The organism is Paenibacillus sp. LBL (assembly GCF_029893715.1).
GTDB lineage: Bacteria > Bacillota > Bacilli > Paenibacillales > Paenibacillaceae > Paenibacillus_AQ > Paenibacillus_AQ glucanolyticus.
In genome coordinates this window covers 72,163-91,654 of record NZ_JARXYU010000011.1, presented here as the reverse complement: position 1 = coordinate 91,654, position 19,492 = coordinate 72,163, and the positions used below count along the sequence as shown (strand labels likewise).

The 19,492-nt window shown below is 50.1% G+C and carries 20 protein-coding genes; 6 read left to right on the top strand and 14 right to left on the bottom strand.

The genetic code is table 11. The annotated features are described in order from the left end of the window. Positions 1–251: 251 nt before the first annotated feature. On the bottom strand, positions 252–1,376 hold the full coding sequence (locus tag M2277_RS21225; protein ID WP_280755499.1) for a cytochrome P450: 1,125 nt from the start codon (positions 1,374–1,376) through the stop codon (positions 252–254). A gap of 77 nt (positions 1,377–1,453) precedes the next feature. Beyond that, complete coding sequence (locus M2277_RS21220; RefSeq protein WP_006207296.1) at positions 1,454–2,032, bottom strand: TetR/AcrR family transcriptional regulator; 579 nt, start codon at positions 2,030–2,032, stop codon at positions 1,454–1,456. 257 nt (positions 2,033–2,289) lie between these two features. On the opposite strand from M2277_RS21220, the gene M2277_RS21215 reads away from it, so the two are divergent. The 3 genes from M2277_RS21215 (at position 2,290) to M2277_RS21205 (ending at position 3,362) form a co-directional block, all read left to right on the top strand. Then, positions 2,290–2,463: a DUF3934 family protein gene (locus M2277_RS21215; RefSeq protein ID WP_006207297.1), complete on the top strand. Its 174-nt coding sequence runs from the start codon at positions 2,290–2,292 to the stop codon at positions 2,461–2,463. Between the two features lie 53 nt (positions 2,464–2,516). Continuing rightward, positions 2,517–2,960, top strand: coding sequence for a HEAT repeat domain-containing protein (locus M2277_RS21210; RefSeq protein ID WP_006207298.1), 444 nt, complete (start codon positions 2,517–2,519; stop codon positions 2,958–2,960). A 111-nt stretch (positions 2,961–3,071) separates the two neighbouring features. After that, the gene (locus M2277_RS21205) at positions 3,072–3,362 is read left to right on the top strand and encodes a hypothetical protein (RefSeq protein WP_006207299.1); all 291 of its coding nucleotides are present in this window, start codon (positions 3,072–3,074) and stop codon (positions 3,360–3,362) included. Positions 3,363–3,433: 71 nt separating this feature from the next. Here M2277_RS21205 and M2277_RS21200 read toward each other — a convergent pair whose 3' ends face one another. The 4 genes from M2277_RS21200 to M2277_RS21185 form a co-directional block, all read right to left on the bottom strand. Continuing rightward, entirely contained in the window at positions 3,434–4,468 is a 1,035-nt protein-coding gene (locus tag M2277_RS21200; RefSeq protein ID WP_280755482.1) for a GTPase, read from the bottom strand. 190 nt (positions 4,469–4,658) lie between these two features. Then, on the bottom strand, positions 4,659–5,105 hold the full coding sequence (locus M2277_RS21195; protein WP_006207300.1) for a GNAT family N-acetyltransferase: 447 nt from the start codon (positions 5,103–5,105) through the stop codon (positions 4,659–4,661). A gap of 121 nt (positions 5,106–5,226) precedes the next feature. Beyond that, positions 5,227–5,394: a CxxH/CxxC protein gene (locus tag M2277_RS21190; protein ID WP_006207301.1), complete on the bottom strand. Its 168-nt coding sequence runs from the start codon at positions 5,392–5,394 to the stop codon at positions 5,227–5,229. Between the two features lie 414 nt (positions 5,395–5,808). Then, positions 5,809–7,179 (bottom strand): S1C family serine protease, encoded by a 1,371-nt coding sequence (locus M2277_RS21185; RefSeq protein WP_280755481.1) that lies wholly within the window; start codon positions 7,177–7,179, stop codon positions 5,809–5,811. 1,097 nt (positions 7,180–8,276) lie between these two features. On the opposite strand from M2277_RS21185, the gene M2277_RS21180 reads away from it, so the two are divergent. Next, positions 8,277–8,540, top strand: coding sequence for an alpha/beta-type small acid-soluble spore protein (locus M2277_RS21180; RefSeq protein ID WP_006207303.1), 264 nt, complete (start codon positions 8,277–8,279; stop codon positions 8,538–8,540). Positions 8,541–8,658: 118 nt separating this feature from the next. On the opposite strand, the gene M2277_RS21175 is transcribed toward M2277_RS21180, so the two are convergent. From M2277_RS21175 to M2277_RS21140, 8 genes are all read right to left on the bottom strand, one after another. After that, the gene (locus M2277_RS21175; protein WP_006207304.1) at positions 8,659–9,462 is read right to left on the bottom strand and encodes an MBL fold metallo-hydrolase; all 804 of its coding nucleotides are present in this window, start codon (positions 9,460–9,462) and stop codon (positions 8,659–8,661) included. Between the two features lie 7 nt (positions 9,463–9,469). After that, positions 9,470–10,219 (bottom strand): two-component system regulatory protein YycI, encoded by a 750-nt coding sequence (gene yycI, locus M2277_RS21170; protein WP_006207305.1) that lies wholly within the window; start codon positions 10,217–10,219, stop codon positions 9,470–9,472. A gap of 40 nt (positions 10,220–10,259) precedes the next feature. Next, complete coding sequence (locus M2277_RS21165; protein ID WP_006207306.1) at positions 10,260–11,537, bottom strand: YycH family regulatory protein; 1,278 nt, start codon at positions 11,535–11,537, stop codon at positions 10,260–10,262. Beyond that, positions 11,534–13,288: a cell wall metabolism sensor histidine kinase WalK gene (walK, locus tag M2277_RS21160; protein ID WP_379431668.1), complete on the bottom strand. Its 1,755-nt coding sequence runs from the start codon at positions 13,286–13,288 to the stop codon at positions 11,534–11,536. Before walK ends, M2277_RS21165 begins: the two co-directional genes overlap by 4 nt. Before the next feature lie 74 nt (positions 13,289–13,362). Beyond that, positions 13,363–14,094: a response regulator YycF gene (yycF, locus tag M2277_RS21155; protein WP_006207308.1), complete on the bottom strand. Its 732-nt coding sequence runs from the start codon at positions 14,092–14,094 to the stop codon at positions 13,363–13,365. Between the two features lie 41 nt (positions 14,095–14,135). Next, positions 14,136–14,405 (bottom strand): hypothetical protein, encoded by a 270-nt coding sequence (locus M2277_RS21150; protein ID WP_138917764.1) that lies wholly within the window; start codon positions 14,403–14,405, stop codon positions 14,136–14,138. A gap of 223 nt (positions 14,406–14,628) precedes the next feature. After that, positions 14,629–16,203 (bottom strand): peptidoglycan DD-metalloendopeptidase family protein, encoded by a 1,575-nt coding sequence (locus M2277_RS21145; RefSeq protein WP_006207310.1) that lies wholly within the window; start codon positions 16,201–16,203, stop codon positions 14,629–14,631. Positions 16,204–16,475: 272 nt separating this feature from the next. Continuing rightward, complete coding sequence (locus tag M2277_RS21140) at positions 16,476–17,150, bottom strand: hypothetical protein (protein WP_006207311.1); 675 nt, start codon at positions 17,148–17,150, stop codon at positions 16,476–16,478. A 259-nt stretch (positions 17,151–17,409) separates the two neighbouring features. On the opposite strand from M2277_RS21140, the gene M2277_RS21135 reads away from it, so the two are divergent. Together M2277_RS21135 and M2277_RS21130 are read left to right on the top strand one after the other, a co-directional pair. Further along, a complete protein-coding gene (locus tag M2277_RS21135) occupies positions 17,410–18,087 on the top strand; it encodes a response regulator transcription factor (protein ID WP_006207312.1) in 678 nt (225 codons plus the stop codon). Continuing rightward, the gene (locus M2277_RS21130; protein WP_006207313.1) at positions 18,084–19,466 is read left to right on the top strand and encodes a sensor histidine kinase; all 1,383 of its coding nucleotides are present in this window, start codon (positions 18,084–18,086) and stop codon (positions 19,464–19,466) included. Before M2277_RS21135 ends, M2277_RS21130 begins: the two co-directional genes overlap by 4 nt. Positions 19,467–19,492 lie beyond the last annotated feature (26 nt).

Here is a 19,492-nt window from a genome sequence, read left to right as displayed (position 1 = left end):
CGCTTTCGCTCCTTAATCTCTGCTGTTATGACGTTCATTCTAACATGGTAGCGCCCCCAGTTAAAGGTCATACCTTCCGCATTCCTACAGCCCCTCCCTCAATTTCTAATCGACAGGAGACCGCCATAACATTTAACTTATGGGCATTGCCATTTCAATTGCTTCTATGCATGTTCAACCGTTATTTGAGCAATGACATCACCATTTAAAAAAGAGCCGCTCTCCTCCGAGATCGACTCTTCGCTTGCTATCTATTTCAAAATGATCGGCAGCTCTTTCAGCGCGAACATCATCGTGCTGTCCATCCGTGCCAGCTCAACGGAGCGGTCCCGGCGGTATGCGGGATAACGGTCCAGCAGAGTCTGAAGGGCAATTCGGGACTCCATACGGGCTAACTGGGAGCCCATGCAGTAATGAATGCCGCTTCCCAGCCCAAGATGTGGATTCGGATTCCGGTGAATGTTGAAGACGTCCGGCTTCTCGAACACATCCTCATCATGATTGGCAGAGGCCATCCAGATGTAGACGAATTGGCCCTGCTTCAGCTCCTGCCCCCGAAGCACCGTATCCTGCTTCACGCTGCGGAACATTAACTGAACGGGCGAGAAGTAGCGGAACACTTCCTCCAATGCCCCCGGAAGCAGCGATGGGTCTGCAAGCACCTCCGCACGAACCTCCGGCAGGCTGTCAAAGGCGAGTACCGCTGATGAGATCAGATTGGTTGTCGTTTCATTTCCGGCTACGAGTAGGAGAATACAGAACCCGATAATCTCCAGATCGGTTAGATGCTCATTATCAATGCGCGCCTCCACCAGCTTCGTGATCAGGTCATCCTGCGGATGCCGGCGGCGGTCCTCGGCAATCTCGGAGAAATACTCACTCATCTCTTGCTGACACTGATAATAGGCATCCGAATTGTTGCCCACCAGAGCGTCCGACCATGCCTTGAAGCGTTCCCGATACTCCATCGATACCCCAAGCATCTCCGCGATTACCGTGATCGGAAGCGGGCTTGCGAGATCTTCAACGATATCCACCGTTCCCTTCTTCTCTGCTTCATCCAGCAGGGAAGTCGTAATCTCCTGAATCTTGGGAGCAAGCGATTCAATCATGCGCGGCGTGAACGCATGAGACACCAGCTTGCGCAGCTGACGGTGCTTCGGCGGGTCCTGCCGCAGAACACTGGATTCAATGGGATCATCGGTAGAAGACGAGCCTTGGGATGAGAATACTTCATAATTTGTAAACACGGCTTTGACATCCTCGTATTTGAAAACATTCCAGGCTCCATCCCCCTCAACTGCCGCTATCGGGGAGTCCATTCGCATTTGTTTGAACCAGTCCAATGCCAGTAAACCGTTTGTATTCCAATCCATGATCAACACCGTCGCTTTCCTCCGTAAATTTTGTACTGACTGGTCAGTTGTACATGCTCAAAAAAAGAAGGCCTCGCTTATTCAAGCGATATAAACAGGCCTTGGGTAATCATCGTGAACGCAAACTGCTCCAGATCATCGCGGGAATACGCATCCTGATGGTTCAGGTAATAATTACAGGTGCTTTCCAGCGTACCAACAATGCTGGCAGCCGCTAGATTGGCATCGACGGCTCGGCACAGGTTCTCTTCACACTGACCCTCCTCAATGATGCTTGCCAAGAAGCTTAAATATTTCCGCTTCAGCTCCTTCAGCTCATCCAGTACTTCCTGCTCGATTCCGTTAGAAATCTCGTTAAACACGATGTGGGAAAAATGGCGGGATTCCAGAAACAAATCCAGATGATCGCGGATCACACGCTCGATCTTCTCTTTCATAGGCAGAGGCGAGTTCAGTTCAGCCTCGGTCCGCTGCATAATATCTTCGATGCCCTGCTTCACAACCGTCTTGAACAGCTGCGACTTGCCCGGGAAGTTGTAATAGAGGGTCCCCTTGGCAACCTGTGCCCGGGCGGCAATTTCATCCATGCTTGCACGGTGGTATCCGTTCTCGGAGAATACTTCAATGGCTGCTTGGATAATTTTATCTTTACTCACAATCGGATCTGCCCTTTCACGGCTAATTTTCGATTCATCAATCTTATTCTGACTGGTCAGTTCAAAAACAAAATAGCATGCCGAAAGAAATTAGTCAACTTCTAACATGACTTCTGATGAAAACCACCAATAAAATCCGATTCTTATGCTAAATTCCGTGGTATCCTATACATATGGGCAAATACAGTGTATATTTCAACAGTGCTGGTAAACAATCAGCATATATGGACAAGACTAAACCATAACGGAGTGATTTGTTGAGTAAATCCAAAGGCAAGGGCGGAACAGGCAGAGGCACGGGCAAGAAGGGCTGGAGCCGGTGGGATGCAAGCGCTCGAAGAGCCAAGAGTAAACCCAAACCTTATACCAGTAAAGGGGCCAAGCAGGCGAACGGTACAGCCGACGCCGGAAACCATAAAGATACCCCATAATTAAACATATGGTACAGATCCACCTGATACAACATGTTGAGGAGATGAAATGATTGGACAATCAAGAAGTAATAACGGATATGCCCGAGAATTACGAGGAGCTGAAGAGCTCTGCCAACCGGAACGCCAATTGGAGAGAACGTTTGGATGCGGTAGAAGAATTAGGAAATTGGAAAAATCAGAAATCCATCGACATCCTCAAGCATAGACTGAATACGGATGCGGTTTATCAAGTGCGGGAGGCTGCTTATCATAAACTGCTGGCTTTTGGCGAAGATGTGCAAATGCCGGTACGACAGAAGGGCGAACTGATGAAGGACGCTACGAAGGTGCTGCTGCGCATCAAGAAAAGCCTGCCCCGCGACCATACGTATGAAGAGTTCAAAGAGAAGTTGAAAAAGATGAGAATCGACCTCTACGATACGTACGAAGGTGACAAGGGCGCTGACTTTGATGCCTGGCTTGAGCAGACATGGTCTTCATTATTGAAAAGATAACTTGACTGAAAAGCCCCTGCCCAATCGGTTATGCGTATGAGATATTTCTGATATGTTATACTGAAAACAAATAAAAGTTTTAGGAGTGGTACTCTGAGAAAGCAAAAGCCTATGTCGTTTGACGATCTGTTGAAGGAGCTGCAAGGACAAAAGTCGGTACAGGAGGATCCGGATAACATTTCTCTGGAAAAGCTGTTCAATGAAGCGTTTATGCGTAAACATTCATCGCACGGCAGCTTTGGGGAATTTCTGATAAAGGGTAACTTCCAGGTGGAAACTCACGAAGATATCGATAACATTCCAGATGAACTGTTTGACCGGCATGTTTCAAGAGAAACGGATTTCCCGGATTGGAAATCGATGCTGCAGCAGGCAAAATCCGATCATGCTGCGGTAAAGTAAATAAGGAAGTATCGGCTGCCGTAAGCAGCTGCGATCAAGGGGCCGATGGCCCCTTTTTCTATTCCATCAGATTACTTGGACTCGCTCTTGGCTTCAGACTCCGCTTTATCCCTGAACTTCTTGTAAAGCTTCGTAATATTCGCCGTATTGATCTCGATATTGTGCTCATAGGCATATTTCACCGCATACCCCAGTGCCAGCGTAGTTGCGCCCGCAACCGTCGCTCCGGCGACAGATCCCGCTCCCGGAAACACCTTCACGATCTGCCGAAAAATACTCTTGCCGATATTCCCGAATATCGTGGCAATGACCAGCTCCTTCGCTGTCTCCTTGCTGATCGGCTTATTGTACAGCACCGCCAGCCGCGTCAGCAGGCTCACCTGAATGCCGGTAATCGGAATGATATCCGAGCCCGGAATAGGCGATGCGCCTACCGCCCCTGCGGAGACGGAGGCTCCAATGATCCAGGCATTGGCTGTCGCAGACTTCTCTTTGATACTTTTGGCAAAGAGAATGTCTTTAGACTTTTTTTTAAGCAGCTCCAGAATGCTGCTCCGCAGCTGGTCGATGTTCTCACCCGTCCGTGAGGATACCGGCGCAACAACGTAGCGCCCCCCGGTCTCCTTCTTGATGCGCGCCACCAGCCGGTCGATTTCATCTGCGGCATCGATTTTGTTCAGCACAATCAAAATATTTGAGTTGATACTCTGAATCTTCTCAAAGGACTTTTTCTCCACCTCGGAGAAGACGGTACCCGCTGCGTTCAGGAAGAACAGTACGATATCCGCCTGTTTATAATAATTCAAGGTCACATCCGAATTGGCCGTATTTACGTCATTCAATCCGGGTGTGTCAATAAAATAAATGTGCTCTTTGTACTTGTGCGGTTTAATCTCGGTTGTCTCTCCCGGCTCAGCCCCTACGCCTGCCACCTCTTCACCGACGATACGGTTCATGGTGGAAGACTTCCCGGTATTCACATCGCCAATGAGCGCAATGAGGATTTCTTGCTTCAGCTGTTGATTGATTGCATCCATTTCCTTATCGTAGGCCTCATCTGCGGCCCGCCTGATTTCATTCTCCCATGATTTCCCGTAGTCATCCACAGTGATCGTCTCCATTCACGATAGGTATTTACCGCGCCACATTCCATCTATAGACCCATCATACACTATTGACAGTCTGTACATCGAAGCCTATGACTCCATCTGACAAGTACGTTCGGAATGCAGGCATACTCTTTATTACCTCTTCAACCCCTCGCTGAAAAGGCAGTCCCTGTACGATAGCATGAGTTTATTCAAACTTTTTTATAAAGTTTTTCTGATCCTTGGTAAACTTGTAGCCCCGTCTTTCATAAAATCTGTGAGCCTGCACACGGCTCGGATGTGACAGCAGCTTGATGCCGGAATAACCGCGGCTCTGGGACCACTGCTCCAGACTCTCGATCAACAGACTTCCCGTCCCTTGATTCCGGTACCTCTCCTTTACGACAAAACCTAACACATTGATTAAAGATTCTGAGAACAACAGCTCATAAGGACTTCCATGAATGTAGCCTATAACCTCATCATCAGATTCGCATAGCAGAACCACATCGTTCGTATGGTGGATGAGGGTCTCGATTTTCTCTTTGACTTTATCTTCCGAGAACGCATGCAGATTCGGGTTAAACTCCACGTTCAGGAGATAGATATCGGTATAATCCGTCACTCGGATGCCTCGGATGCTCCTCTGTATCATCGACGTCCCCTCCATTCCCAAGCTCTTAGCGAAAACATAATCCCATCGATTCTAACAAAAAAAGCGTGAATTCATCACGCTTTCTCATCGGTATCATCTATTCAAGTCAAATGTTCAAAAGTTACACAACTAAAAACTCAGCATGCTTCTCGCACTCCGCGCACTTCACCGGTGGGTCCCAGTCCGAAAACTCGGTCTCCTTCAGATCAACAATATCCGGGGCATCCTCATATTCATCCACGAAATTTTCGATCGCTAGTTCCACATGTTCCTTGCATACGACGTACATTCTATGCATCCTTTCTATCATTCGCCTCATGTTGTGTTTTATCATCAATCAAGTATAGCCACTCTTTTGTTCTACCACACTCTACGACAAAAAGAAATCTTTTTGCCGCAAATGGCTATTCCCTCTTTATTTCAATCCGCAAAAGCTTCCTCCACATCCATGGATTTCACAGGACTTGTCCTTCGCTCTCTACATCTCTTTCAGGTAAATGAAAAAAAGAGCGTGGATCACGCTCTTTTTTCACGGCCGTTCATCGGCTCTAATCTAACCTTTTTCAAAATCTCTCTATATTGGATTCTATTCAACACTAACGATAATATATACCCGTTACTTGCTGCATTAAACAACGAACGATCACGTGGCACAAAAAAAATCTTCAAGGGCCTGATTCCGTATTCTTCAGAACTGCCCGTATTATTCTCCAGGCTTCTCTTCCAGCTTCACCTTCAGCGACTGCAGCTTGCCATCGCGATAGAAGGCCACATTCAGGTCACTGCCTACCTTCGTGTTACGATAGAGGTGCTTGCGAAGCTCCAGCGTCGTCGTGATCGGTTTGCCGTCAAGCTTGATGATGACGTCATTCAACTGCATACCGGCATCCAGCGCAGGACCAAGCGCATCCAGTACAACCACGCCTTCGGTTACCGTCTTCGGCAGCTTGAGGTTCTCCTTCTCCTTCTTGCTGAGCGGAGCATACGGATTACTTAGATCCACCGTGTAGACGCCCAGATATGGACGCGCAATGTGGCCCTTCAGCATCAACTCGGTCACAACCTCCGTAATCTCATTGACCGGAATTGCAAACCCGAGTCCTTCTACGCCGGTGTCAGCAATCTTCATCGTGTTGATGCCAATGACTTTGCCGTTCAGATCCACCAGCGCACCGCCGCTGTTGCCTTCGTTAATAGCGGCATCAGTCTGGATGACCTCCTGTTCCCAATCGTAGATGCCATCCTGATTCAGTGACACCGGAATAATACGGTTCGTGTAACTGACAATGCCGGAAGTGAGTGTATCGCCAAGACCAAGCGGGTTGCCGATGGCAATGACCGTTTCGCCTAGACGAAGCTTGGAGGAATCGCCAAATTCTGCGACCTCGCCGATACCTTTGCTATCAATGGACAGAACTGCGATATCGCTGACGTTGTCTGTGCCGACCAAGGTTGCCTTCCTCTTTTCCCCTCCTACCAATACAACCTCCAGGGAATCGGCTCCTTCAACCACATGGTTATTGGTAATAACGAAGGCTTTCCCTTCCAGTTTCTTAAAGATAACGCCGGAGCCCAAGGCATCCTCTTGCGAGCCCCCGAAATCATTGCCAAAGTCAAAATCTTCCCCGAAATCGAACCCTTCCGGAAGCTCAAAGTCTCCTTCTTGTTCCGGTGGAACAGCGGACTCCTCTTCCAGACCCTCTCCCTCTAGGCCTTCCTCTTCGGGAAAGACGGTCTCTTTATGTGTCAGTACGCTGACTACGGCCGGCCGTACCTTCTGAGCAGCGCTGATAATTCGTTCGTATGGATCGCCATCGGACGTGGACAGCTGGTGACTGCCATTAACTAAGGTCATGGGCGACGAAGTCGCAGGATGTCCTGTAAGGAAGCTGAACAGCATGACTGCAATCAATGCGCTGCATACGGAGCTGATCGCGGATATCTGAAATGTGGATAAACTCTTTTTACGGCGGGAAGTCCGCCACTTCGTTTTTCGCTCAGATGGGTCCTCGCTGGTATTTTTGCTCTGTCTGGAAATTTTAGTTGAATAGAAATCATCGTCAAACAATCCCATTGCGATCCCTCTCTCCCCTTGGCTGCTACACGTCAAGATACTTTACCAGCTTCAGACCTTCCGCCATTACCGACTTAATCATCTTGTCGTCATAACAACCGCCCTGCACCGAGTGTATCTAGCTTTCTATGAATCGGCAGCGTGCCACCTGTTAAATATCTCTCTATTGTATTAACTCTTTAGCGGCTCAAAAAGTTGCATTTTTGAACCCTCTCTTTGAACTTTTATCGAAATATGGCTCTTTAGCGAATATTCCGGCTCTTTCGGCTGAAATCTAGTTCCATAAAAGGTATGTATTGCCACCCGACAGTTCAAAAAAAACCCTGTATCTTTCTATTACCACAAACAGGGCGGCTTAAGCGCGAAATATCTGTTTTTCGTAAAAAAAACTGGGAATACCTGGACCAGCTCGATCTATACCATACAGAGGCCCTGATGTCTTGTTCGATGCGGGTTCTGACAGAAGCATCCAGCCTTCTAGTGCTCCTATTGTACCACACGAACAGAGGTTCACGTCAGCTTTCTTTTGTAAAAACAAATGCCAAATTGATGGCAATTCCTAAAGTCTGTACACAGCGTAATTCTTCATTACAGAACAACAACAATCACGGGTGAACACGATACCCTTCTATACGTGAGAGACAACCAAGAGGTTCCATTTTCAAGGATATTATTCCATGTTCCATTCTTTCGACATCCCTCAAGCACTGAACGTCTCAGCCCTCAATCGTGCATTCCCCCTTCAAGAACTATACAGAACAAATGTGTTAAGAATATGGCAAAGGAGATCGCCAAAAGCTGCCAAATCCATACAAATCAGACAGGCCAGGAGGTAGGCTCCGGTTGACCTACACATCATTCCTATTTGGATTCCCGGCAACTTATTCTTCATAAGCTTCCCATTGCAAAAATACTTCCGATTTCCCAGCAGCTAGCCTCCTATCCGAGTCTTGTCTATGAAATGATCCTATTAACAACCAGAAGAGCTCTCAAACTCCCCCTAGTATTTGAAATGGTTAGGTTATCCATTCATTTGTAAGTTCTCAACGGGGAATGTTATGAGGGGGAAACCATACAGCAGTGAGGAGGGTTATGGGATGGCAAGAAGATCAAGGCGGCACCGGAGCCCCGAAATGCAGCAATTCATGACCAAGGTGATGCAGAATGAAGGTTACAAGGTAGACCCGCAGAGTCAGGAAGACGTCAAATATGAGGTCGCCAAGTCTTTGGGGGTACCGCTTAAACCCGGCAGTAACGGAGATCTGACCACGGAGCAGGCCGGAAAAGTCGGCGGTGCGATTGGCGGTTCCATGGTTCGGGAAATGGTTCGCATGGCGCAGGAGAGTCTCAGCAAGCGTTAACGCGGGCGAAGTTCTCAGGATAGGCCATAACAACAAAAACAGCTCCATGTCATAAATAAATATGACGGTGGGGCTGTTTTCTTATGATTATATAATGAATCTATAATGGCTTTTACGTCTACTCGCTTACCTTATCCCAAGGGGTTGGACGGTCATAATACGTGTCACACAATTTAAACTCACTGTCCTTGAAGAAGCACCCGCGATCCTCCATCGTATCACGGACGGTCATTCTTGCCAGCTCCATCATGTTATGATCAAGGCTAAGATGGGCAAGATATGTCCGTTTGGTATCTCCCGTCAGCAGCTCGCTCAGGGCATCACCTGCCGAAATATTCGACAAATGGCCCATGTCGCCGAGAATCCGGCGTTTGGTATTCCATGGATACCGTCCCATCCTTAGCATCTCGATATCATGGTTCGCCTCCAGCACCAGCACGTCCGATCCATCCAGCGCTTTCTTCACTTTATCGCTGACATAACCGAGATCTGTAGCCACGCCGAGCTTCTCATCGCCATCATAGAAGCAATAACCGACCGGTGCCGCAGCGTCATGGGATATTTCAAAAGGCTCTACCCGCAGCGTGCCAAAATCCTTGACCTCATGACTCTCCAGCACAATCCGGTTCTCTTCGGCAATCTTGCCCAGCGACTTGGTCATCGCTTCCCACGTCTTCTCATTCGCATAGATGGGCAGATTGTATTTACGGGCAACCGCACCAAGCCCCCGAATGTGATCGGAATGCTCATGCGTTACCAGGATGCCGTCGATTTCTTCCCCCATCATCTCGCGTTCCTTCAGCAGCTCATCAATGCGCCGTGCACTCAATCCCGCATCAATCAGCAGTGTCGTATCCTCATTGCGGACAATGGTCGCATTGCCCGTTGAGCCGCTCGACAGCACGGAAAATGATATCCCCATAGTCTTGTTACTCCTTTGTCGTATCGCTTTTTGGCGTAAGGACATCCCCGCTGATGCCCTGTACATAAATCATCTCGCCATGGTCCAGCGTAAACCGCCAGGTTGGCGCTGCCAATTGATCCTCCGTATTAAACAGCTGCCCATAATAACCGAGCTGAATCTCTCTGACCGCTGTGTCCGGCGGTATAAAGTTACGTTCAATGAGGGTCTCAAGCGCCTTCGATGCGGACAGTACCTTCTGCTCCTCCATATCATCGGTTGGCATAATCTCAAAGACCGGTTCGCGATAGGCGTGAATCTTCTGGGATTCATAAATGAACTCCAGTTCCACATTAAAGAGCGGCCATTCCTTTTGCACCAACGGACGGAATATGAATATGTTCTCCTTGTCTGACTGCGGATCATGACGATAGTTTCCGAGATCGGCAACCTTCCCTTCAAAGGCATTTCGCAATTCCTTCTCATCGGCATACACCAGCTTGGTGTCAACCGGCTCCTCAAGCCCTACCGGCTCGCCCTGCGCTTCTGCACTGTATATATAATTAATTTTAGGAAGCTGCGGCGTCTCCGTCGGAATCGGGCTCAGCAATTGAATCCCATTCTCCTCCATCACCTGCTGGGTGCTCTCGGATAGCGAGGTGAAATCGAGATTGGAGCCGACCTGCTCACGGTAATCCATCCAGAGCTGATAGCCCAGCACCAGATTCAGCAGCAAAAACGCGTAGATCAATACATTTTTGGCACGGCCCCAATCCATGATGTTCCCTCCTTATTCCTTCATTGTTGAACACTATCGCTTATTCAAGCGTGATGACTGTCCCGTTCTGAAGCTCGACCGCCCATACCGGCTTAAGCAGCAGGTTTTCCTCCGTTCGCACTGGCAGATATGCAGGGTCCAGACTCGCGATGGAGTTATCCTCAGCATAAGGCTTCAGCTTCGCCTCCAGTGCCTCGCCACCTGTCAGCTTTACCATTTGCTTCTTCAACGGGGCAGACTCCAGATATAACAGCGAACGCTCATAGGATGTGACCGTACCCTGCTGTAAATCCAGTTCCATCACCCCATACTGGAAGCCCGGTGTATTCAGGATGGGAAATCCGCCATAGTACTGCTGGAATTTCACCAGCGTCCGGTCCTCGGATTCGCCTGCTTTGCCCAGTCGATACGTTCCGTTCCAGCCGCCGTGCTGATTCACGAAATCAATGGCGGACAGTACATCCTTCCCGGGACTGCTCTCGCCGGATGGCGGCGCAGCCGGATCGGTATAACTGATCCATTTTTGCCCCTGGTCAACCTGTAAGCTCCGCTTGCTGTCCGTATAAATCTCGGAGCCGTCTTTTTCCCTAATGTTGCGGGTGATGCTAGGATCGAAGAACAAGCTGCGCTGCATTTGCTCCACCGTGTATTCGCCAATCGGCAGTTCGACACTGACCATATTCAGTTCCTTCTCCGGTATATAGTAGCGCCCATCCACCATCTTATACGATGGCCAGCTCAGCCCGAAATCCACCAGTTGATCCACGTCCTGTACCGTCAAATCAGCCTGCGCGGCTTCATAGACGACATCGCCCTCCGTGCTGAAGAACATGACGTGAACCTTAGCTTCGCCTTCCACACTGTACAGCCATATTTTATTGATGCTTTCCCCTTCAAACAGCGTGTCCGGCACGATCTGCATTACTCGCTGCAGCAGAGTAACCGGAATGCCCGAATCAAAGCTCAGCTCAATGCCCCGGTTCTCCGAACGAACCTTGGTCCAGTCGATATTGCTAACCATCCGGCGCTGAAAGTTATCAAAGGTCCGGCCCTTAAGCCGGTTATACACGAGATTGTAAAACGTATCGTTCGAATAGAATACCGTATGTTTGTCTTCTCCCAGATGAATGACCATTTTATCAGGAAAGAGCAGATTCTCCGGCTTCTCCTCCGGTCCCATCTCCTCGGTTCGGATATAGGAATCCTTGGATTGAACAACGGAATCGCTGCCCGGGAAACGGAATATCAGAACATAACTTTGCAGCAGACTGCCAAGGACCAACACAACCAGCAGTACGGTCTTCATACGTTCCTTCACATAACCGCCCTCCCCTCGTTGTTCAAGGGCAGGGTGAAGGTCACGGTTGTGCCCTTCTCAAGCTCTGATTGCAGGGTAATAAAGCCTCCATGGGCTCTGACAATTTCCCGGGCAATGGATAAACCGAGTCCCGTTCCGCCTAAATTGCGTGTTCTGGCCTTATCTACGCGGTAGAAGCGTTCAAAGATCCGGTCCAGATCCTTCTTCGGAATACCGATCCCGGTATCCTTAACGGATAAAGACAGCATGCCTTCCTCCGTAATGCTTGCATCCATGGTGATAGTGCCTCCGTCTGGCGTATATTTCAAGGCATTGGAGATCAGGTTGTCGAGAACCTGATCGATGCCGTCCCGGTCCAGCATAGCTGTGGATACCCCTGGTTTAACCTCAATTATGGTGCGGATATGCTTTTGCTTCATTTGGAAAGAGAAGCGATCCTCTACATCCTCCAACATCTCCACAATGTCCGTCGGCTCCTTGTGCAGAGCTGCCTCCTTGGAATCAAGCCGTGACAGGTGCAGCAGGTCCGTTACCAGTCGGATCATCCGGCCGGTCTCGTTCTGGATGACGCCGACAAATCGCGGCCCCATCTGTTTATCCTCCAGCGCCCCATCCTCCAGCGCCTCGGTATAACTCTTGATGGTGGTCAGCGGCGTACGCAGCTCATGGGATACATTCGCCACGAACTCCCGCCGCGACGCTTCCAGCTTCTCCTGCTCTGTAACGTCTTGCAGCACCGCAATCGTACCGGTGATGCCAATCTCCCGCCGGTGAATCGGCGTAAAGGTCACACGCATCATGAACGGCTCGCTGCCCTCGCGCGGTACAATCTCCAGCAGCTTGGAATCATGCCCTTCGCTGCGCGCCAGCGCCTCCGATTCGGATTCCTCTAGGCCCAGCAGGGATACAATATCATGTCCTGCCAGCTCCTCCCCCTCCACGCCCAACATTTCCCCGGCGCGCCGGTTCATCAGAATGACACGTCCCGCTTCATCGGTTGCGATAACGCCGTCACTCATATTGGTCAGAATCGAAGCAAGCTTCTCCTTCTCTTCTTCGTTCTGCGAGAGGGCTTCGCGCAGACGGCTGGTCATATAGTTGAACGCCTGGCTGAGCTGGCCGATCTCATCGCTGCCGAACACCGGTGTTTTCTCGGTAAACCGGCCGTCCGCGACGGCCCGGGCATGCTTGGTCAGCTCCTTGATCGGATGGGTAATCGTATGCGACAGAATGACGCCAAGCACCGCGGTTAAGCCAAGCGCCAACAGAATCCCCGATATAAAAATATTGTTGATCCGCTGCATCGTGCTGTACAGCTCGCTCATGCTGGCCACAATGTAGATGGCACCGACGATTTTCTCGTTATACATGACCGGCTTGGCCACCACTTTCTTGCGGATGTTATCATCATCGATAATGTATTCCTCATTATCCTGTATTCCCTGCAATGCCCGGCTGACAACCGTTTGTGTATTCTTGGTGTTCACGTAGTCTGCATGCGAAGGCAGCGAGGTGGTGAGAACCCGTCCCGTGGAATCCAGCACCTGAATCTCGGCTCCGTTCAAATTGAACAGATTGTTCACCATAATCCGCAGGCTGTCGATCGAATCCTCTTCCGAATCATTCTCGCCGCCAAGGGTCTTAGCTGCCAGCACTGACATCAGCTCGGCGCGCTCCTGCAAATCCTTCGTGAAGTTGCTGGTCAGCGAGTTCTTCATCGCACTCACAAAATACACCCCGATCAGCTGCATCGCGATCAGAATGAGAAGGACATAAATGATGATGACCTTCGCCTGAATGGTGCGGAAGAAGGACAGCCACTTCATTACAGGCCTCCGTTTTTAGCGCTGCGCATCAGGTAGCCTAGTCCGCGCCGAGTCAGTATGTATTCCGGCTTGCTAGGATTCTCTTCGATTTTCTCGCGCAGTCGACGGATGGTAACGTCCACGGTCCGCACATCGCCAAAGTATTCAAAGCCCCATACGGCCTGCAGCAAATGTTCGCGCGTCATCACTTTGCCTGCATTCCGGGCCAAATAATACACCAATTCATATTCACGGTGCGTCAGATCGAGCGCTTCCCCGCTCTTGTATACCATATACATATCCGTATCTATAAACAGCTCGAACAGCCGCAGGCCTTGTCCACCCGCACTTGTGCCGCCTGTGTTATCCGCTGAGTTGTCGGGCTTTTGCTGGCGGCGCATTTGCGCCTTCACGCGTGCCAGTATTTCTCTCGTGCTGAACGGCTTCGTCACATAATCATCTGCGCCAAGCTCAAGTCCAAGCACCTTGTCGATCTCTCCGTCCTTTGCCGTGAGCATGATGATCGGGATCTGCAGGTTAGCGGCACGTACCTCGCGGCACACATCCATTCCATCTTTACCGGGCAGCATCAAATCAAGCAGCATTAAATCCGGCCGCTTCGTGAGCGCAATCTCCACGGCGCTAATGCCATCAAAAGCACAGATGACGTCATAGCCCTCTTTTTCCAAGTTAAACTTTAAAATATCGGCGATGGGCTGTTCATCATCCACCACCAGAATGGTTCCCTGCATCTTCCTGTTCACCTCATACCTTCACTTAAACGGTCTTCTTTTCATTTTACCACACCTGCCGCCGCTACACACCCACCGCTCCTGAGCAGCCATCTCAATGTAAACGGCAGCAAATTCCCGCTTTGTCCCACATCCTCTCCCCCCCACACCGCGCTAAGTGGCCGCCCCGATTCAGGGGATGGCCATCTTTGCTCCGGCAGCATGGCCGGAAGGTGCGGGGATGGATCGACAGATAAGGGAAACCTTCGAATGCAGCAAGTGGGGTCATTCGGAGAGCGTGAGCGATCGCCTTTGAATTCGGAAAATTTCATCGTAAGCCACATTTCTATTTTCCGAATTCAACAGCGACGGAGAAGGACACCACTTGCGACACCACTGCAAATATTTCCCGTTCTGTCCCACATCCCCCTCCACATCCCCACCTGCCAAGACGCAAAAATGACCGCCCCCGTTAAGGAGCGGCCATCTTCACTATTATGATATATGAACCAATAATGGCTTATGTCGCATTGGTTTCCCTAGTATAACACAGAACTACAGATAATTCATCGGATTTTGGGCAACTCCATTTTTTTGCACTTCAAAATGCAGATGGGTTCCCGTAGAACGGCCCGTATTGCCCATGACCCCCAGCTTGGAGCCTTGTCCGACCGATTGTCCGTTACTAACGGAAATCTTGCTCATATGACCGTAAAGGGTACGATATCCGTTGCCATGATCGACAATAACGACGTTGCCATAGCCGCTCTGCTGACCGGCAAACACAACTCTTCCGGAGGCGGATGCCATAATAGTACTGCCTCCCACCATATCCACACCCTCATGGCTTCTTCCCCAGCGATGTCCGAAGGGACTCGTAATTCGTGCTCCGCTCACTGGCCAAGCAAACATGCTGCCGCTGGATTTCTGGCTCATGACTGCGGTGGATGTCTTTTTCTTAGGAGCCACCTTGGTGCCTTTGTACACAACTTCCGGCAGGGATTCCTGCACCACCTGTTGACCCGTCCATTGCTTGGATATGACCTTGCCGTTCTCTTTGGTTACGATATAATCGACCGTTTTCACACCATCGCGTCCAGGACGGACGACTTTTCGCTTGCCAAGCGGAAGTTCGCTGCTCTTGCGAACAATCGTTTCCGGTTTGCTTGGCTGCTTCACCGATACCGTCTCAACCGTTCTTACAGTAAGCGGCGCTTCCGGCTTCGTCACTTGCAGCTCGGCGCCGATCTGCACATATTTCTCCTCCAGCTGGGGATTCAATGCCATCACGTCAGCTGACTTCATGCCGAACTGCTGCGCAATCGAGGATATGGTATCTCCCTCTTTTACCGTGTAAACCACCGGCTTGTCCTTGGTGCCCGTAAGCACCTTCATCGCCTCTTCCACGTCCAGCACCTTGTTCGGATCGGCCTTCGTGTTGGCCAGCGAGATGTTTTCTTTAATATCAACCGACTGGAGCCCGCTGCCGTTATCGTTCTTCTTGCTTGATGCCGATGCGGAGGTCTTCGTGAAGGCAACCTTCTGCGTCTGCTCCTTCTTGGCAGCAGCCGGAGCGAATTTCAGCTTCGCTGCCTCAACGGCCGCTTGTGCCGTCTGCTGATCCTTCACGATTGCCACGGTCTCTCCGTTCACCTTCAGCTCCACGCCGCGGGCATAGGCCTTCAGCATGCCGTCCAGCTTATCAAGGGTTTCCTCGCTGTTCACGATTGGCTTATAGGAACGGTCCGCCTTGGTTGTGATACCTTCAGTATGAAGTACCATAAGGACGTCGGGATACTCCTCCTGATATTCCTTCTGCTTCTCTTTCAGAAGCTGGTCAAGCTGAGCATCATCTTGAATGGTACCGACTGCCTTCCCATCTACAAGCACATGGTAGAACGGAATCGTGTTCGCGTTCACATACGCTTTTCCGCCAGTATATATCGATCCTGCTATGAGCAATGCCCCTGCCGATATCCAAACCCATCTGCGCGGTGATTTCCATCCCCGGTTGTGTGGGCTCGACGGCTCAGAGGACCCGCTATTCGAGTTGTTGTTGTGGGCGGAATGTTCGCCCGCCTGCTTGCGCAAGACGCTGTTCATCCACCGTTTCCCCTTAGAACCTTTCATGTCTCTCTCCTTTAAGCCTTGTTCATATGTAAGACTCTGTTCATCTGAACCTGCCGACTTAGCATTGAATATGACACTACCTGTCAAAAGGTATCAAAATTTTAACCTTTTCGATCTTCGTATACTTTAACATAGCCATTACAATCATTTCAAGTTTGTGAAAACAGCGAAAAACCCGCGCGCAGCACGGGTTTCCTGATTTTTTCCAATATACAACTTTCGCCAGTCAGTGACAAAACAGTGACAAACCGGGTCTGAAACCCGCCATACCGTTATTCTTTGAGCATCGAGATCAATTTATCGAATTCTTCCGGGTTCAAATATTTGGATATGCCCTCCTCGATCTCCGTAAGCTCCACTGCCGTCAGGCCATCCTCCATGGCCTCGGATATCTTCTGCATTTCGGATTGGGGCAGCTTATTCATCAGCATGGTAAAAATCTCTTCCTTATCCGCTGTCGACAGACTTTCTTTCCGATCCACGATATCCGTCGGAGACATCACGATCTCTTGATCCTCCAGGGAGGAATCATCGGACTCCGTCGTAGTGGCCCCCATCACTGGCAGAGAATCTTCCGGTGCCTGATCATCAACCGGCGGCTCGTCCGAATCCCCCGATGAGCCTGTAGTCGCCTTGGTGTCCTCTTCTGCCCCTCCGCTCTGATCCGCCCCTGCTGTCTGATCATCAGATGCTGCACCCTGACCGGCGGGATCCTGTGCCTTCGAAATGTCCCCGTTGCTGCTATCTGGCTTAGAGCCTGAACCCATTCCCAGCATCGTCTTCATAATGCCTCCAACCCCCACCGACTCCGTCTCCAGTTGAATATTGAAACTGGCAAGAACCGATTGAAGATAAGCATTGACCACAATGCCCGTTGTCACAATCGTCAGTGTACTCACCAGTATGGCGGTAAGGCTGACCTTTAGCAGCCATTTCATCCAATTCATCCGTATCTCCTCCTTCCTCATGCATGCTCAGAAATGACATGACAATGATTGCTTTCTTTTTCCAGTATTGACGGCTCGGAATCGCTTCAACCGTTTTCTATCCATTTTTTCTACTTCTTATTTGATATATTTCATGATTCACGTAAATTCAGGCCACACTAGTCCCGTGTTGTGAAGGCAGGAATCGACCAGACCGGGGTATTTGTGATACATATATAGTCAATTGGAAACTGCATATGAAGGAGGGTTTATTCTAGTAATGATTCATATCTTAATCGCGGATGACGACGCGCATATTCGGGAGCTGCTGCAATATCATCTTCAATCGGAAGGGTATACGGTCTTTACAGCTGCTGATGGGAAGGAAGCCTCTGCTCGCTTGGCGGAAGAACAGATTCATCTGGCTGTTGTGGATGTCATGATGCCGAATATGGACGGCTATCAGCTCTGCGAGGAGATTCGGCGGTATTATGATTTTCCCGTCATTCTGCTGACGGCAAAGGATCAGCTCGTGGACAAGGAGAAGGGTTTTGCTGTGGGTACGGATGATTATCTAACCAAACCTTTTGAGCCAAAGGAATTATTGTTTCGCATCAAGGCGCTGCTGCGGAGGTATCAGATGGTGAACGCAGATAAAATTCATCTGAACGAAACCACGATCGACCGCAAAAGTTATGAGGTTCAGGGACACGGAAAAATGCTGATGCTGCCGATGAAGGAATTTGAGCTGCTCTCTCAGCTTGCAAGCTATCCGGACCGGACGTTCTCACGCGAGGAACTGATTCAGCTCATCTGGGGGACGGATTTTGAGGGAGATGACCGCACCGTTGATGTTCATATTAAAAGACTGCGGGAGCGCTTTGCGGACCGAAGCGGCGATTTTCAAATACGAACGATCCGGGGGGTAGGATACAAATTGGAGGCCTCGCCGCAATGAAGACCCTCTATTCGCGCATCGTACTTACCACCATCGCTATTATGGTGACCAGCAGCTTGATTGCTTTTGTGCTGTCCAATCTCTACTACCAGTACAATCTTAAGCCTTATAACGATCAGAAGGTCACCACCATGGCCAAGGACATCGGGGATTTCTATGACAGCCACCCGGAACTCAATATTCATGATTATCTACAGCACATCGGGCAGCTCGGCTATCAATTCTATCTGGTCAACGATCAAGGCAAGGAGTGGCTTTATGGCGGTATCTTCCGTGAACGGGATCTCTCGCCTGAAACCGTGCAGCAAGTGCTGAACGGTACGGTGTACCATGGCATCGCAGAGTTTCCATCAGAGCTGTTCATTACCGGCTTCTTCGACAATGTATTAAGCAACTCTATCGGCATTCCGCTGCAGGTAGACGGCAGCCCTCATGCACTCTTCATCAGACCCGATATTACCGTACAGTTCGGCGAAATGCGCATCTTCTTCTCGATCATTATGGCTATCGCCATCCTGCTGAGCATTCTGTTGGTTGGCGTCATTACGCGATATATCGTGAAACCCATCGTGAAATTAACCGAGGCTACACAGAATGTGGCAAAGGGCAATTATAACGTACAGCTGAATGTCGCGAGAAGAGATGAGCTGGGGCAGCTCGCGGATCATTTTTCCCAGATGGCCAAAGGTATAGCGCAGCTGGAGCAGATGCGCCAGGAGTTTGTGTCCAATGTATCCCATGAAATTCAGTCACCGCTTGCCTCTATTCAAGGTTTTTCGCAGACGCTGCAAACCAAGCGCTTGTCCGAGGAACAGCAGCAGCACTACTTGTCGATTATCGAGGCGGAGAGCCGCCGGATGTCCCAGCTTAGCAAACAGCTCCTCATGCTGGCTTCCCTGGATAAAGAAGAGAATATCCTGGAGAAATCCACCTTCGACGTTGCCGAGCAAATCAAGCAGGTGTTGTTCCACACCGAATGGAGCTGGCGCAGCAAGGAATTGACCATGGATATGTCACTGCCATCTACCTATATCCACGGCGATCAACAGCTGCTGCATCAGGTATGGACCAATCTCATGACCAACAGCATTAAATTCACCGCTCCGGAAGGCATCATCTCGCTGCGTATCACAGGACAGGACAACCCATCATGCAGCATCGAGATTTCCGATACGGGCATTGGCATTCCGCCAGAACATCTCCCTCACATCTTTGACCGGTTCTATCGTGTGGATGAGGCACGCGACCGCTCCGAGGGCAGCAGCGGACTAGGTCTGGCCATAACCCAGAAGATTGTGCAGATGCACGGCGGACGCATTGAAGTAACGAGTCAGCCTGGAGAAGGAACCACCTTTACGGTGACCCTGCCCACCCTGTAGCTTAAGCCTGATTCCAGTTCATGCGC